The 16,484-nt window shown below is 28.7% G+C and carries 19 protein-coding genes; 4 read left to right on the top strand and 15 right to left on the bottom strand.

Going from position 1 to position 16,484, the window contains the following annotated elements; translation table 11 throughout:
* Positions 1 to 39 precede the first annotated feature (39 nt).
* Complete coding sequence (locus tag AC4FQ1_RS12030) at positions 40 to 1,284, top strand: BaiN/RdsA family NAD(P)/FAD-dependent oxidoreductase (protein ID WP_491169771.1); 1,245 nt, start codon at positions 40 to 42, stop codon at positions 1,282 to 1,284.
* A gap of 28 nt (positions 1,285 to 1,312) precedes the next feature.
* Here AC4FQ1_RS12030 and AC4FQ1_RS12025 read toward each other — a convergent pair whose 3' ends face one another.
* The 15 genes from AC4FQ1_RS12025 to AC4FQ1_RS11955 form a co-directional block, all read right to left on the bottom strand.
* Positions 1,313 to 2,074 carry an acyl-[acyl-carrier-protein] thioesterase gene (locus tag AC4FQ1_RS12025; protein ID WP_303129430.1) on the bottom strand — a complete coding sequence of 254 codons (762 nt, stop codon included), beginning with the start codon at positions 2,072 to 2,074 and terminating at the stop codon, positions 1,313 to 1,315.
* A 224-nt stretch (positions 2,075 to 2,298) separates the two neighbouring features.
* A complete protein-coding gene (locus AC4FQ1_RS12020) occupies positions 2,299 to 2,493 on the bottom strand; it encodes a DUF1858 domain-containing protein (RefSeq protein WP_303129429.1) in 195 nt (64 codons plus the stop codon).
* 92 nt (positions 2,494 to 2,585) lie between these two features.
* Entirely contained in the window at positions 2,586 to 3,872 is a 1,287-nt protein-coding gene (locus AC4FQ1_RS12015; protein ID WP_491169770.1) for an adenylosuccinate synthase, read from the bottom strand.
* A gap of 418 nt (positions 3,873 to 4,290) precedes the next feature.
* Positions 4,291 to 5,091 (bottom strand): pyrroline-5-carboxylate reductase, encoded by an 801-nt coding sequence (proC, locus tag AC4FQ1_RS12010; RefSeq protein ID WP_303129427.1) that lies wholly within the window; start codon positions 5,089 to 5,091, stop codon positions 4,291 to 4,293.
* 77 nt (positions 5,092 to 5,168) lie between these two features.
* The gene (locus AC4FQ1_RS12005; protein ID WP_303129426.1) at positions 5,169 to 6,503 is read right to left on the bottom strand and encodes a replicative DNA helicase; all 1,335 of its coding nucleotides are present in this window, start codon (positions 6,501 to 6,503) and stop codon (positions 5,169 to 5,171) included.
* A gap of 95 nt (positions 6,504 to 6,598) precedes the next feature.
* Complete coding sequence (gene lonC / locus AC4FQ1_RS12000) at positions 6,599 to 8,494, bottom strand: Lon family ATP-dependent protease (protein ID WP_303129425.1); 1,896 nt, start codon at positions 8,492 to 8,494, stop codon at positions 6,599 to 6,601.
* Positions 8,495 to 8,508: 14 nt separating this feature from the next.
* Positions 8,509 to 8,955, bottom strand: coding sequence for a 50S ribosomal protein L9 (gene rplI / locus AC4FQ1_RS11995; protein ID WP_303129424.1), 447 nt, complete (start codon positions 8,953 to 8,955; stop codon positions 8,509 to 8,511).
* Position 8,956: 1 nt separating this feature from the next.
* Positions 8,957 to 10,900, bottom strand: coding sequence for a DHH family phosphoesterase (locus AC4FQ1_RS11990; RefSeq protein WP_303129423.1), 1,944 nt, complete (start codon positions 10,898 to 10,900; stop codon positions 8,957 to 8,959).
* A 21-nt stretch (positions 10,901 to 10,921) separates the two neighbouring features.
* A complete protein-coding gene (locus AC4FQ1_RS11985; RefSeq protein WP_303129422.1) occupies positions 10,922 to 11,242 on the bottom strand; it encodes a MazG-like family protein in 321 nt (106 codons plus the stop codon).
* 133 nt (positions 11,243 to 11,375) lie between these two features.
* Positions 11,376 to 11,621, bottom strand: a complete 246-nt coding sequence (gene rpsR / locus AC4FQ1_RS11980; protein ID WP_024614038.1) for a 30S ribosomal protein S18 — start codon at positions 11,619 to 11,621, stop codon at positions 11,376 to 11,378.
* Positions 11,622 to 11,649: 28 nt separating this feature from the next.
* On the bottom strand, positions 11,650 to 12,090 hold the full coding sequence (locus AC4FQ1_RS11975) for a single-stranded DNA-binding protein (RefSeq protein WP_491149449.1): 441 nt from the start codon (positions 12,088 to 12,090) through the stop codon (positions 11,650 to 11,652).
* A gap of 16 nt (positions 12,091 to 12,106) precedes the next feature.
* The gene (gene rpsF / locus AC4FQ1_RS11970) at positions 12,107 to 12,394 is read right to left on the bottom strand and encodes a 30S ribosomal protein S6 (protein WP_024614036.1); all 288 of its coding nucleotides are present in this window, start codon (positions 12,392 to 12,394) and stop codon (positions 12,107 to 12,109) included.
* Between the two features lie 101 nt (positions 12,395 to 12,495).
* A complete protein-coding gene (locus tag AC4FQ1_RS11965) occupies positions 12,496 to 12,690 on the bottom strand; it encodes a DUF951 domain-containing protein (protein ID WP_303129420.1) in 195 nt (64 codons plus the stop codon).
* Between the two features lie 37 nt (positions 12,691 to 12,727).
* On the bottom strand, positions 12,728 to 13,600 hold the full coding sequence (locus AC4FQ1_RS11960; RefSeq protein ID WP_303129419.1) for a mechanosensitive ion channel family protein: 873 nt from the start codon (positions 13,598 to 13,600) through the stop codon (positions 12,728 to 12,730).
* 25 nt (positions 13,601 to 13,625) lie between these two features.
* Positions 13,626 to 13,859, bottom strand: a complete 234-nt coding sequence (locus AC4FQ1_RS11955; protein ID WP_303129418.1) for a putative Se/S carrier protein — start codon at positions 13,857 to 13,859, stop codon at positions 13,626 to 13,628.
* 154 nt (positions 13,860 to 14,013) lie between these two features.
* Here AC4FQ1_RS11955 and AC4FQ1_RS11950 point away from each other — a divergent pair, with 154 nt between their 5' ends.
* From AC4FQ1_RS11950 to yyaC, 3 genes are read left to right on the top strand one after another with little or no spacing between them, the layout of a single operon-like run.
* Positions 14,014 to 14,652 carry a LysE family translocator gene (locus AC4FQ1_RS11950; protein ID WP_303129417.1) on the top strand — a complete coding sequence of 213 codons (639 nt, stop codon included), beginning with the start codon at positions 14,014 to 14,016 and terminating at the stop codon, positions 14,650 to 14,652.
* 16 nt (positions 14,653 to 14,668) lie between these two features.
* Positions 14,669 to 15,820 (top strand): aminotransferase class V-fold PLP-dependent enzyme, encoded by a 1,152-nt coding sequence (locus AC4FQ1_RS11945; protein ID WP_303129416.1) that lies wholly within the window; start codon positions 14,669 to 14,671, stop codon positions 15,818 to 15,820.
* A 56-nt stretch (positions 15,821 to 15,876) separates the two neighbouring features.
* Positions 15,877 to 16,464 carry a spore protease YyaC gene (yyaC, locus tag AC4FQ1_RS11940; protein WP_491149446.1) on the top strand — a complete coding sequence of 196 codons (588 nt, stop codon included), beginning with the start codon at positions 15,877 to 15,879 and terminating at the stop codon, positions 16,462 to 16,464.
* Positions 16,465 to 16,484: the final 20 nt, after the last annotated feature.

Below are 16,484 nucleotides of genomic sequence, written 5' to 3'. Positions count from 1 at the left end.
GTAGAATTATTTAAAAGATTTATTAAGGAGCGTTTTAAAATGATATATCACGATTTAATAATTGTTGGCGGTGGTGCTTCAGGACTTATGTCTGCAATACTAGCTAAAGATCTTGGTTTAGATGTTGCTATAGTCGAAGGAACTGATAGAGTTGGTAAGAAAATTTTAACTACCGGAAATGGTAGATGTAATATTTCAAATTCTTCTATATGTTATCCATTTAAAAATTATCATAGTTCAAATGATAATTTCTTTATTGATGCATTAAATAGTTTTTCTATAGAAGATACTAAGAATTTCTTTTTATCTATAGGACTTCCAATCGTTCAACTTGAAAATAGCAAACTTTATCCACAATCCTTACAAGCATCTTCAGTTGTAGATATTTTTAGGTTAGCTCTTGAAGATAGAAACATACCTGTATACACAAATTGTAAAGTTAAAACTATCCACAAGAAAAAAACTTTTAAATTATCCACAAGTAATGATGAATTTCCTAATTTTAATTGTTCAAAACTTTTACTTTGCTGTGGTGGAAAATCTGCTGTTAAAACTGGTTCAGATGGATCAGGGCATAAACTATCTGAAATCCTAGGACACTCAATAACTCCTACAATGCCTGGCATAGTACAATTAAAACTTGATTATCCTCGACTTAAAGGATTGTCAGGAATAAAATTTGAAGGTAAAGTATCTTTAATATCTAACAATAAAATTATTAGAGAAGAATTCGGAGAAATATTATTCACAGATTACGGAATTTCTGGTCCACCAATACTTCAAATTTCATCCACAGTTTCTCGTGAATTAAAAAAACATAACGATGTGTGGATAAACTTAGATATGATGCCTGAAAAATCTTTAGATGATGTTAGTAATTTTATATATGGACATCTTGCTATGTTCTCTCATAGAAGTATATCTGATTCTTTAATTGGAGTAGTTAATAAAAAACTTATACCTATTTTACTTAAAGATATAGGAATTATCGATATTCATATTCCTTGTTGTGATATGGATTGGAGTTATCAAAATACTTTAATTGAAAGACTTAAAAATTGGTCATTTAAATGTATAGGAACTAAAGAATTCCAAAATGCACAGGTAACAGTAGGTGGTGTAAATACTAAAGAAGTTAATCCAAAAACCTTAGAATCTAAGTTAGTTGAAAATCTATACTTTGCAGGTGAAATCTTAGATGTAGATGGTGATTGTGGTGGTTTTAATCTTCAATGGGCATGGAGTTCAGCATTTTTAGTAGTTAATTCAATTGCAAAAAAATAGACTGCTTTTGCAGTCTATTTTTAAAATTTTATATTGATTTTCTCCAATGAGCTTCTAATAACGTAAGTTCTTGACCATCTTTATCCATAATTTTATGAAGTGTTATTAATTCATTATTTTCTTTTATAACTTCTGCTGATACATGAATTCTATTTCCATAAGTTGTTTCTTTTTCAAATACTACTTTTAATTTATCTATTTCATAATCCTTAACAACATCTATTGGAACTGATTCTATAGCCCATTCAATGTATTTTACATTATTAACATGAGTATTAGAATCTATATCACTATACCTTATTTGAAATTCTTTATAATGATCTTCTTTATCTATTCTTCTTATTTTTCCCATATCTATGGCTTTTTCCATATCTCCTAATTCACCATAAAATTTATATTGCTCTTTAAGTATTCTAGCGGGTCTTCTCTTTTCTATATTTATTAAGAAAAATAGTGCTGTCGCCTCTGCTAAAAGTTCTCCATCTTCATTTTTTATTAAATATTTTCTAAATGCATAAAACTTCTTAAATCCTAATGGAACTGTTGTTACATTTATTTTCTGTCTATATTTTGGATATTTATAAATATTTATATCATATTTATAAAATACCCAAGTACATCCATGTGATAATTGAAAATCTATTGAATCTCCTACTGCTTCTGCATGAATATTACCAATATCACAGAAAAAATCTACCATAGATGCAAGTTTACATCTTAATTTATAATCTGAATCTCTATACATTACTTCATATTGTTTTGTATATTCTTTAATACATTTATTAGTCATTATTCTCACACCTCAAAGTATTATTTATTATAATCCTACATTAAATTAATTAAACTTTCTATCTTCCATGTACTTATTAATTTAGTTTTTACAAATTATTAATTATATTAAGTTTGCAAATATAATATTAACTAATAACATGTTAAAACTATTTTTTACAAACTTCTAACAAAAACATATATGTAAAGTAAAAAGCAGATAGCCTAGGCTATCTGCTAAATTTATTAATATTCTACTTTATTATTTAAAGCTTCTAATAAAGCTTCTAAGTTTAATCCATGAACTTCAGCTGCTTCTTCTAAAGTTTCAGCTTGTGCTGATGGACATCCAACACAACCCATTCCAAACGCCATTAAAACTTCTGCTCTTGTTGGGTCCTTTTTTATTATTTCACCGATTGTCATATCTTTAGTTATCATAAATTCACCTCTTTAATAATTTTAGTACATAAATATCATCTATAAAAAATTATATTTTATACATTTATTAAAGTCAAGTTCTTCAGTCGGAATTAAATTTCTTTAACTCTCATTGTTTGGTCTCTCTTTGGACCAACTGAAACTATAGATACTCTTGTATCTGTAAATTCCTCTATTCTTTCAATATACTTCTTAGCATTCTCTGGAAGTTCTTCGTAGCTTCTTGCATCTGCAACACTATCATCCCATCCATCGAACTCTTCATATACTGGCTCACAATTTGCAAGATCTTCTAAGCTAGCTGGGAAGTAATCAATAACTTCTCCATTAAACTTATATCCTGTACAAACCTTTATTTTATCAAGTCCTGCTAATGTATCTATTTTTGTTACTGCAAGTGAAGTTAATCCACTTACTCTAACTGATGTTTTAAGTATAACTAAATCTAACCATCCACATCTTCTTGATCTACCAGTAGTAACTCCATATTCATGTCCTTTTTCTCTTATCCAATCACCAATTTCATCATTTAATTCTGTTGGAAATGGTCCTTTACCAACTCTTGTTGTATAAGCCTTAGCTATACCAACTGAATTAGTTATCATATTTGGTCCTATTCCTGAACCACTAGCTACACCACCAGCAGTTGTATTTGATGATGTTACATATGGATATGTTCCATAGTCAATATCAAGAAGCATACCTTGAGCACCTTCAAATAATACATCTTTGTTAGCCTTGATTGAATCATAAACTTGAACTGATGTATCTTTTACAAATGGTCTTAACTTTTTAGCAAGCTCTTTATATTCATTGAATATTTCTTCAAAGCTTAAAGGTTCTCCACCTAAAACTTTTGTTATGTATGCATTTTTAGCTTCTACATTTTCTCTTAATTTTTCTTCAAATACATTCTCATGCATAAGATCACAAACTCTTATTCCTGATCTTTCATATTTATCTGTATAACATGGTCCGATACCTTTTCCTGTTGTTCCGATATCATTTTTTCCTCTAGCTTTTTCTTTTAATTTATCTAATACTTTGTGATATGGCATTATAAGTTGTGCTCTATCACTTATCATTAATTTTTCTGGTGTTACCTTAACTCCAACACCTTCTAAATATTCTATTTCTTCAAATAATGCCTTTGGATCAACAACTACACCATTTCCAATAACATTAACCTTATCATCATATAGTATTCCTGAAGGTATTAAGTGAAGCTTATATTCTTTATCTCCAACAACTACAGTATGACCTGCATTATTTCCTCCTTGGAATCTAACGACAACATCTGCCTCTTCTGCAAGGTAATCTGTCATTTTACCTTTTCCTTCATCTCCCCATTGGGCTCCTACTACTATAAATGCTGACATATTATTTGCCTCCTTTGGATTATAAGTCTTCTTAGACCTATTATTCACTAACTTTATTATTTACATTAATTAAATAAATTAATATAAATTATTGAGATTTTTATAATCTCCATGAATATAGTAACAAACTGGAAGTTGTAAATCAACATATTATCGAATATTTTTCTATAAATTTAATAAATAATTCGTATAGAATTAAAAATAACAGAAAAAAACCTTAGACCTGTGGAATCTAAGGTTTTTTTCTCTTAACTTAATAATTAAGAGGAGTTTTTCGCGTTAATGTTTTTTTATGTGTGTTCTGTGTGTCCAGTATATAACCAATTCAAAATTCTTACGCTTTCTAATTGATATTGATTATCACTAACTATAGTATATATTCTATTTTTTACTTTGTCAACATATAAAAATAAATTTATTACATATTTTTTGATTTATCTGCGCATTTATCCATAGCTCCTATTATAGAATTTCTAAAACCAAGCTTTTCAAGTTCACATACTGCTTCTATAGTTGTACCTTTTGGTGAACATACCATATCCTTTAATTCTCCAGGGTGTTTACCTGTTTCTAATACCATCTTTGCTGAACCTAGTACACTTTGAGCTGCCATTTTGTATGCCTTACTTCTTGGAATACCAAGTTTTACAGCTTCATCAGCCATAGCCTCTATAAACATAAATACATATGCTGGTGATGATCCACAAAGTGCTATAAATCCATGAAAATCCTCTTCTGAAAGTATTTCATATTTACCAAATGAATTAAACATATTACAAACATATTCTAATTCTTCATCATTAATATTTGAATTAGGACATATAGCAGACATTCCTTCTCCTACTAAAGCAGGTGTATTTGGCATAGTTTTTATTATTTTATAATCTTCTCCTATCATTTCATGTAAATCTTCTAAATCTATTCCAGCTGCAATACTTATTATTATTTTGTCTTTAGTTATATGTTCTTTTATTTTACTAATAACATCTTTATACATGTAAGGTTTTACTGCAAGAATTAATACATCAGCAAATTCAACAACTTCTTCATTATGTACTGTTGCATTAACTCTATATTGCTTCTCTAATCTTTCTTTTGATTCTTCACTTCTAGTTGAAACTATAATATCTTCATTATTAGAAAATCCTTTGCTTATTAATCCTCCAAGCATTGAGCTTCCCATGTTACCACAACCTATAAATCCTATTTTTTTACTCATAATCAATCCTCCAATTTTAATTTATTATAAAGAAAACTCACCTGATACGGTGAGCTTTTCATAGTAGTTGTAAATAATTATTCTGTATGTATAGTATCTAAATTTCCAAATTTACTAAATTGACCAAGCCAAGCTAATTTAACAGTTCCAACAGGACCATTTCTTTGCTTTGCTATTATACATTCCCCTACATTTTTATCTTCAGTTTCCTTATTATAATATTCATCCCTATATAAAAACATAACAAGGTCAGCATCTTGTTCTATTGAACCAGATTCTCTAAGGTCAGATAGCATCGGTCTATGATCTGCTCTTTGTTCTGGTGCACGAGATAACTGAGATAATGCTATAACTGGACATTCCATTTCCTTTGCTAATGCTTTTATAGATCTAGATATTTCTGATACTTCTTGTTGTCTACTCTCTGATGAAGATCCTGACATAAGTTGAAGATAATCTATAAGAATTAAATCTATACCATACTCTATCTTTAATCTCCTACATTTTGATCTCATTTCCATTACAGAAACCCCTGCAGTGTCATCTATATATATCTTTGCTTTAGACAATGGTCCTGTAGCTCTTGCTATATTCTCCCAATCTTTATCATCTAAAGCACCTGTTCTAAGCTTTAACATATCAACATTTGCTTCTGAACATAAAAGCTTATATGCCAATTGTTCTTTAGACATTTCTAAAGAAAATATAACTACACTTTTACCTTCTCTAAGTGCTGCATATTCTGCAATATTTAGTGCAAATGTTGTTTTACCCATTGATGGTCTTGCAGCTATAAGAACCATATCACCTTTTTGGAATCCTGAAGTTTTCGCATCCAAATCTACAAATCCAGATCCTACTCCTGTTATTTCACCCTTATTATTAAATAATCTCTCTATTTCAATAAATCCTCTTTCAAGAACTTGATTTAAAGGTTCAAAATCACTTGTAGTTCTTTTTTCTGCTATATCAAATATTCTTTTTTCTGCTGCATCTAATACATCTTCAACTTCTCCTTGTTTATTATAACTTTCTTCAATAATAGAAGTTGAAGCTTTTATAAGCTTTCTAAGCGTTGATTTTTCTTGAACTATCTTTATATAAGAAGAAAGGTTAGCTGTAGTTGGTACAGATGATGTTATTTCTGTTACATATGTAACACCGCCAGCTCTTTCTAACATATCGTTAGCTTTTAACTCCTCAAGTACAGTAACTAAATCTACAGCCATATCCTTTTTAAACATATCAAGTATGCTTTTAAATAAAACTTTATGACTGTCTCTATAAAAATCATTTTCTTCTAGTCCTTCAGCAGCCTGAGCTATTGCACTTCTATCAATAATCATAGAACCAATTACTGATTGTTCCGCTTCTATACTTTGTGGCAATGTTTTATTAACTGTTGTTTCCATGCTTATACCTCCTTCCAAATTTTAATTTTATCATATAATCTATATAATAAAAATAATAAAATAAAGTAAAGAAGATTAAAATCTTCTTTACTTTATTATTCAAAAACTAAATTCATTACATCTTCAATAGTTTTTGCAGTTTTAACTTCTATATCAGTTAATCCTTGTGGAATATCATTTTTATTATCTTCTGGCACAATAGCTAATTTTATTCCTTTTCTTCTTGCACCATATATTTTTTCAAATATTCCTCCAACAGGCTTAACCTTTCCTCTTAATGATATTTCCCCGGTAATAGCAACATCTTGTCTTAAAGGTTTATTTAATAAAGCACTTATTATACAAACTGTTATTGCTGCACCTGCTGATGGACCATCTATTTTTCCTCCACCAACTACATTGACATGAATATCATAATCTTTTATGTCTTTATCAGTAAGTTTTCTTATTACTGAAGCTGCATTATATACTGAATCTTTAGCCATACTTCCTGCAGTCTCATTAAATCTTACAGTTCCTGCACCCTTTTTCTTTGCTTCAAAAACTGATGCTTCTATTTCTAGTGTTGAACCTATAAATCCACTTACTCCTAAACCATATATATGACCAACTTCATATTCAGTATGATTTTCTACTATTTCAAACGGAGTATATCTTCCTATTGATACTACTTCCTCTACATCTTTTAAAGTTATTTTTAACTTTTTAGGCTTATTCTTTCTCTTGTATAATGCAAATCCATAAGCATCAGTAAGTATATTTACAGCTTTTCTTCCCTCTATAGTAAATCTGCTTATATACTCTGGAACCTCTTTTTCTAATGAAACCCCAAGCTTTTTAGCAGCATTTCTTACTATATCTTGAATATCTTTAACTCCAAGTGGCTCAAAATAAACCTCTGTACATCTTGATCTAAGAGCAGGATTTATTTCTCCAGGTTCTCTTGTTGTTGCACCAATTAAAACGAAATCCGCTGGAGCTCCCTTTTCAAATAAGTATTTTATATATTTAGGAGTTTTTTCATCATCTGGATCATAATATGATGATGAAAATTCAACTCTCTTATCTTCTAATACTTTTAAAAGTTTATTTTGAAGAATATTATCAAGTTCTCCTATTTCATCTATAAATAATACTCCTCCATGAGCCTCTGTTACTAAACCTGGCTTTGGTTCAGGTACTCCAATATCCGCTAAATCCCTCTTACTTCCTTGATATATAGGATCGTGTACTGAACCTAGTAAAGGATTTGTTATTTCTCTTGGATCCCATCTTAAAGTTGTTCCATCTACTTCAACAAATTTAGATTTATCATCAAAAGGTGTAAATTCTAAATCTTTAGCAGCATTAAGTGCTATTCTAGCTGCTGTAGTCTTACCAACTCCTGGTGGTCCATAAAGAATTATATGTTGTGGATACGGAGATGATAATTTTGATATTAATGATTTTATAGCTCTCTCTTGACCTACTATTTCATCTAACTTTTCAGGTCTTAAAAAGCTCATTATATTTTTACTTGTTACTCTATCATCTAATTCTTTAAGTTCTTCATATTTTTTCTTTGTTTTTTGGTTTTCACTGCCCTTTTCTTTTTTAATAATGGAAAGTCTCATTTCATCTATATACTTTTCTTGCTTTTCCATTATAGCCTTCTCTACTTTTGATTCTATTTGATTTTGAACATATCTTTTAGCTATCTCTTCTGAAATCCACACAACAGCATCTTCAATAACTTCATCTACTTTATCTTCTGGTGGTACTACTTCAATTCCAGCACCATCTGAAGCTATCATATTTAATGCATATGCTCTCTCAGCTATATTCTTTGATCCAACATAATCTTTAAGTTTAAATCTTACTGTTCTAGCTCTTATAGCACCTTCATCTAATACATTTTTTAATATGTCAAATAGAACATTTATTTGAGAGTCTTGTGATAAATCACCATTTATTATATCTTGCAGGAAACCAATTTCCTCGCGTAATTTCAAAATACTATTCCTCCTTAAGCTTGTGGAACAATAATAACCTTCATTTTTGTTGATACTTCTGGATATAATTTAACTTCTATATCATATCCTCCAGCTACCTTTATTGTTTCCATAACAATCTTTTTCTTATCAATCTCAACTTTATAATTTTCTTTTATCTTTGTAGCTACATCTTTACTTGTTATAGCTCCAAATAACTTACCATTATCTCCTGTTTTAGCAGTTATTTTTATTTCTTTTCCTTTTAATTCTCCTGCTAATTTTTGAGCTGCTTCAAGTTCTGCAAGCTTTTGCTTTCTTTCATTTTCTTTCTTATTATTTAAGATGTGTAAATTATTATTTGTAGCTTCTTCTGCAAGCTTCTTTGGAAATAAGAAATTTCTTGCATATCCATCTGATGTATTTACAACATCACCTTTTTTTCCTAAACTTTTAACATCCTTTAATAAAATTACTTTCATGTTATTCACCCACCCTTAAGTATTTTGTAATTGCCTCATTTAATTCAATTAAGGCATCATCTATTGTTTTATTTGGCATCTTAGTACCAGCCATATTCATATGACCTCCACCACCTAAAGCTTCTAAAACTATTTGAACATTTATATCACCAATAGATCTAGCACTAATATAAGTGTGGCCATCAATATTTGCTAAAACAAAACTAGCTAAAACGCCTGATATATTTAACAAATCATCTGCTGATTTTGCAATCATTACTGTATCCTTAACATTTGCAGGACATACTGATATAGCAATATTATCTTCTATCTTTGCTGATTTAATTATATCAGCTATTTGTATAAAATCTTCTAAATTATCAGTAAACATCTTTTTAACTTCTGTAGTTTCAGCCCCCATTTTTCTAAGAAATGATGCTGCATCAAAGGTTCTTACTCCTGTTTTAAAAGCAAATCCCTTTGTATCCATATAAATACCTGCTAAAAGACCTTCGGCTTCTAATTTATTTAAAGTTACATTTTCAATCATATATTGTATAATTTCTGTTACCATTTCACATGTTGATGATGCATAAACTTCTATATAATTTAGTAAAGTATCTCCTATTATATCTGCACTTCTTCTATGATGATCTATTATAACTTTTCTTTTTGAATTTTCTATAAGATCTAAATTATCAACATAGTTTCTATTGTGTACATCTACAATTATCAGTAATGATTCATCAGTTACTTCTTTCTTAGCTTCTTCTGATGTTTCAAATAGATTAGCATACTTTCCATCTACTTGCAATTGTTTCAAATAATATTCTACTGCATCTTTATTGCTATCATCTAATATTATATTACATGATTTACCAAGTTGTCTTACAGCACTTGCCATACCTACAGCAGCACCTAAACAATCCATATCAAAATTTTTATGTCCTAATATAAATATCTTATTACTTTCATATATAAGTTCTTTTAATGCATGAGAAACAACTCTAGCTCTAACTTTAGTCCTCTTTTCTATCTCCTTGCTATTTCCCCCAAATATTTTTACACTATCTGGACTCTTTACAACAACTTGATCTCCACCTCTTCCTAAAGCTAACTCTTTTCCTATAGAAGCATACTTATAGTTTTCCAATGGTGATATACCACCTCTTCCAACTCCCACACTTAATGTTACTTCTATTTTATTTCCTTTATTTATATTAGATATTTTATCTAATATATTAAAATTATTACTTATTTCCTCATCAATATATTTATCCTGAATTGATAGTATATATTTATTAGTCTGATATTTCTTTATCATAGCTTCAAGTTTATGAGCATAGCTACTTAATTCTCTATCAATTTCTGCAATAACTAAAGGCTTATCTGACTCAATTGTTGAATCTAAAACTTCAGTAAAATTGTCTACTTCTATTAATACTACGCTTTCTCTTGTTGCATCTAATCCTATAAGCTCACTTATATCATTAAAATAAATTAAATATAATTGTTTATCTTTTCTAAATATCTTCTTACTATAAACATCATAAAGTTTACTATTTAATTTTAGTTTTTGATGCAATCCTTTATCAGAATCTAATATATCACTTAACTTTAATCCTCTTGCTATACCAAGTATATTTTCTCCTAGAAAACTTCTTCGATCATCTAACTCATTAAATACATTATTATGCCATTCTATAATACCCTTATCGTCTATTAAAGCTATTGGTAATATTGTATTTTCTACAGTATCCTTAACAGCTTCATTTATTTCTTTAGTAAATTGATTTATATCCTCTTCCTTCTTCCAATAATTATTTAACTGATAAAAATTATCTATAAAATATATTATTGCTATCAATAATCCAATTTGACTATATCCTAATAAAAAGAATATTACAGAAGATAAAATTAATCCTACGGGCTTTATGAGTTTTTTCAATAATTTATCTATATTCATAAAACTCCTCCTATTTAATTATTAGTCTCTTCTGTTTGAAATATACTCCTTAAGTTTACTCAAGCTCTTTCCTTCTTTTTCAACTTCATCTTCTGATCTTATCCCAAAATCAAGCTTCTTTTTCATCTCATGATCTATCTCAGGTAGAGAATATCCTAGTTTTTCTCCTAACACATATAAGATTATTATAGCTCCTGCTATACATTCAACAATAGCTTCTTCAGCTACATTACTACCTCTAGTTAATAATGTATAAAAATCACCTATAACCCTTATTAATTGAGCCTTTAGATTATCTATGATTTTTACATTTCTCATAATATTTAAATCTCTCTTTCTCACAAATACCCCTCCCACAAATACCCTGTATGTATATTTTAATTTTTTTCTATTACTAATGCAAGAAGCTGATAATTTTTTGCAAAAAATAAGAGTACTACAGAAATACAAATTCTGTAGTACTCTTTAATTACTACTATTCAGTTGTGAATGGTAATAATGCTATGTTTCTTGATCTCTTGATTGCAGTAGTTAATTGTCTTTGGTGCTTAGCACATGTTCCTGAAATTCTTCTTGGAAGTATCTTTCCTCTTTCAGTTACATACTTTCTTAACTTAGCTACATCTTTGTAATCTATTGATTCAGCTTTTTCTACACAAAAAGCACAAACTTTTCTCTTAGATCTTCTCATTCTACCAGATCTTCTGTTGTTTTCTCTCATCACTTAAACCTCCTTACCTTGAAAATCTCTAAAATGGCATATCTCCGTCATCAACAGGAGTCATGTCATCATCGAAACCACCAAACGGATCGTTTGCTGGCTTTGAATAATCAGAATTATTTCCGCCAAAATCATTATTAAATGATCCAGCGCTGTTGCCACTCTTACCACCAACAAATTCAAAGCTTTCTACAACTACATCAGTAGTGTATCTCTTTGAACCGTCTTGTGCATCGTAACTACCAGTTCTGATGTTTCCAGTAATTGCGATTTGGCTACCTTTTGTAAGATATTGTGCTATTGTCTCAGCTTGCTTTCCAAATGCTACGCAATTGATAAAGTCAGCCTCATCTCTCTTGAATTGTCTTGTAACTGCAACTGAAAATCTAGTAACTGCATTACCACTTCCTGCTGCAAATCTTAATTCAGGATCTTTTGTAAGTCTACCTAAAAGTATAACTTTGTTCATTACAATATCACCTCTCTTACGCTTCCTTACTTACTACGATGTGTCTTATAAGACCATCAGTAATTCTGAATACTCTTTCTAATTCTCTTGGTAATTCTGGGTTTGCTGTAAATTCTACTAATGTGTAGTATCCTTCGCTAACTTTTGAGATTTCGTAAGCAAGCTTTCTCTTACCCCAAACATCAACGTTTTCTACAGTTCCTCCACCATTTTCGATTACACCTTTAAACTTTTCGATGTTAGCTTTAACTACCTCTTCGTCAAGTGATGGGTGTTGTATGAATATAGTTTCGTACTTTCTCATCATTTTCACCTCCTCCCCTCGGACTAACGGCTGTGCTTTGCACAGCAGGGATTACAATTTATAATTCTATCATTATAATTTTACTTTTTCAAGAACTTTTGTTAATTTTCTGCCTTATGAACTATTTTTTTTGCACCTTTTTGGAATTTACTTCTTGGTATCATGATAATTCTTCCACAACCGACACATTTTATCTTTATATCTGCACCAATTCTTGTTATTTCAAAATTTTTTTCTCCACAAGGATGCTGTTTTTTCATTTCAACTATATCGCCTAAATTAAAATTTTCTACCAATTATATTCCTCCATTCTATAAATTTAAAAATTTATTATTACTCATTTTTAACTATTATTTCTGTTTTATTATAAGGAATCTCTATTTTTGCCTTATCTAACGCTTCTTTTATTTCTTTTCTAAGCTCTCTTTCCATAGCCCATTGCTTCATTGGTTTACTAAAACCAACGACTCTTATATTAACTCCTGATGCTCCAAGTGCAGTTACTCCCCATATATCAATAGGATTTGGAACATCATCTTTATACTTTTCTTGAAACTTATCACAAGTTTCTCTTATTACACTTAGCGCATTATCAATATCTTGCTCATAAGCTATTGATACATCGACAATAAACCTAATATTATTTCTTGAATGATTTGTAACTTCTTTTATTGTTCCATTAGGTATTAAATGCAAGTCACCATTAAAATCCTTTAATATAGTTGTTCTTATTCCTATACTATCTATTATTCCCTCAAAATTTCCTATAGTAACATAATCCCCTACTCCATATTGATCCTCAAACAATATAAAAAATCCATTTATTATATCTTGTACTAAGCTTTGTGCACCAAAACCTAATGCAAAACCACCAATACTAGCTACAGTTAATGATACTCCCTTAAATATATCTGATAATATTATCGCAAGTCCTATAAAATACACTGCATATTTTAATATACTATGCATTACAGCACCAACAGTAATTGCTTTTTGAGGATTAATTGATAATCTAGAATTTTGATTATTAACTTGTCTATCAACAAATTTTTTTATTGCTCTATTTCCTATCTTTATACATATAAACATTAAAAATACTACAATAATAATTTTAATACCTTTTGATACTACATAATCTAATGTTTCAATAGCAACCTTATAAAATTTTTCTGTCCAAACAGATGAATCAAAAAGAAAATTTTTCATCTCTCCACTCTCCCTAAAGTTTTAATTACATTTCTTTATATCCATCTTCATCTTTACAATATACATTTTTATATTCAAAATTTTCACTTTTTACCTGTTCAATATTTATTCCATCCTCAAATCTAACACAAATCCCACAACTTTGAGTTATTAAAGTAGGTGTTGGCATTATCCTAAAATTATAGCCCTTTTCCTTTAAATATTTTTCTCCAGCCATTGCATCATGTGTATTCTTAAATACTACTATATAATATTTCATAATTCTCTCCTTCTAAAATGTATTCTAACTATATTATATATATTTTAAAAATTTTATAAAGAAATATAATACTCTTTTTATTCAAATTTAATGAATTGTATTAATATTTGTTTTATAATAAAATACATAACTTTATGTATAGAAGGAGATTGTTATGATGCCTATTATAAAAGCGCCTTTTATAGGTTTTTTATCGGGACTTTTTGCATCTATACCTATTGGCCCTGCTGGGCTAGAGGCCGTAAACAGATCATTAAGCAAAGGCTTTTGGAGTGGATTTAAAGTATCTATGGGTGCATTAGTTGCTGATTATACATATTTACTAGTAATAAATTTAGGATTATTTAGTATGGTAAATAACAACAAATTTTCTAAAGGTTTATTTTGGATTATTTCTGGAATAGTATTAATTATATTTGCTAAATTTTCAAAAAAAAATAAAACTTCTGCTAATAAAGTTTCAACTAAATTTGTAAATTCAAATAAATCAAAAGGGTTCATGTCTGGATTTATAATTACACTTATTAATCCATTAACTTTTTCTTTTTGGATAGCTTTTAGTGGAACTGTTGCAGCAGTTTGGAAAAGTTATGGTTATTTATTTTTTTGTATATCTTTATTATTTATGATTATTGGAAGCATGTCCTGGTTAATTGTATTAAATATTCTAGCTTCAAAAGGACTTAAATTATTAAAAAAAGATATTAATAAAACAGCATCAAATTTATTGACTTATGTTTTGTATATTATCGGTATTATTTTTGTTATTTATGGAATATATGTAATATTATAGAAGAAGGTGTAAGAATATGAAAGTTTATTTAGACAATGCTAGCACAACCTTTCCTAAACCTAAGGTTGTGAGCGATTCAATTTATAATTACTTAGTAAATATAGGTGGAAATGCTAACAGGTCAAATCATTCAAATGCATTAGAAAGCAATAGAGAAATATTCTTAGCAAGAGAAAGAATAGCCAAATTTTTTAACTATGATAAATTTGAAAATGTAGTTTTTACAAATAACATAACTATGTCTTTAAACATCCTTATAAAAGGAATATTACGTAAAGGTGATCATGTAATAACTTCATCATTAGAACATAATTCTGTAATCAGACCTATAATTTCATGTAAAGAAAAACTTGATGTTGAAGTTGATTTTGTTAAGGCAAGCTTCGATGGTTTTATAAATCCTAAAGATATAGAAAATTTAATAAAAAAAAATACAAAGCTAGTAATAATTACACATGCTTCTAATGTAATTGGTACTATTCAACCAATTAAAGAAATCGGAGAAATATGCAAAAAAAATAATATATTCTTCATAATAGATACAGCTCAATCGGCAGGAACAGTACCTATTGATTTTTATGATATAGGAGCTAATGCATTAGCTTTTACTGGTCATAAAAGTTTATTTGGACCACAAGGGATAGGTGGATTTATCATAGATGATAAATTAAATGAAATATGTACACCATTGTTAGAAGGTGGTACTGGAAGCTTATCTCATGAAATACATCAACCTAATTTTATGCCTGATAAATTTGAATGTGGCACTTTAAATATTCCTGGGATAGTTGGTCTATCTAACGGAATAGAATTTATAAATAACGTTGGAATAGAAAATATAAAAAACAAAAATAAAAAATTATATAAAAAATTAATTAAATCAATAAGTTCAATGGAAAGGTATAAAGTTTATGGAGATATTAGTGGAGAAAATTCAACTACTTCAATATCTTTTAATTTAGATGGAGTTGAAACATCAGAACTATCATTTTACTTAGAATCAAATGGTATAAGTAATAGATCTGGACTTCATTGTGCACCTATGTGTCATAAAACTATAGGCACTTTTCCAGAAGGAACTGTAAGACTCAGCATTTCCTATTTCAATACAGATGAAGAAATAGATTACACAATATCTATTTTAGAAAAAGCTCATAAAGAATTATAAAATGTAAGAATAAAAAGCCTCATCTTTGGAAATAATTTCAAAAAAGGAGGCTTTTTATGTTAAATAAAATTTCAGTAGATAGCACAATAAATAATTCTTTTATTGATATTGGAGAATATCTTTACTATAAATTAAAATCAGAATTTGATAAAAATAGACCTATAGTTTTTTTATGTATAGGGTCTGATAGGTCAACTGGTGATTCACTTGGTCCTTTAGTTGGTCATAATTTAAAAAATGTAAGAGATAACTCAAAAAATATATATGTATATGGTTCATTAAATTATCCAATTCATTGTCAAAACTTACAGGATACATTAAATAAAATATATACTAATTTTAATGATCCATTTATAGTTGGAATTGATGCTGCATTAGGTGAATTTCAAAATGTAGGTAAAGTATTAATAAATAATTCTCCACTTTTACCTGGATTAGCGTTAGAAAAAGATTTAACTCCAGTTGGTGAATTAAGTATAATAGGTGTTGTTAATATAAATAGTAAGTCTCAATTTATGGTACTTCAAAATACACGTTTAAATACAGTTTTTAACTTAGCTGAAGCCATCTCAAAGGGAATATTATACTCTATAAATAAATTAATAGAGTATAATTCACCTTCTCTTTTTTCAAATAAAATATAAATAAAAATGTACTTTATGAT

The organism is Clostridium sp. TJA020, from assembly GCF_058310295.1.
The sequence above is the reverse complement of the archived record's forward strand: the minus strand, read 5'-3'. Positions and strand labels throughout refer to the sequence as shown.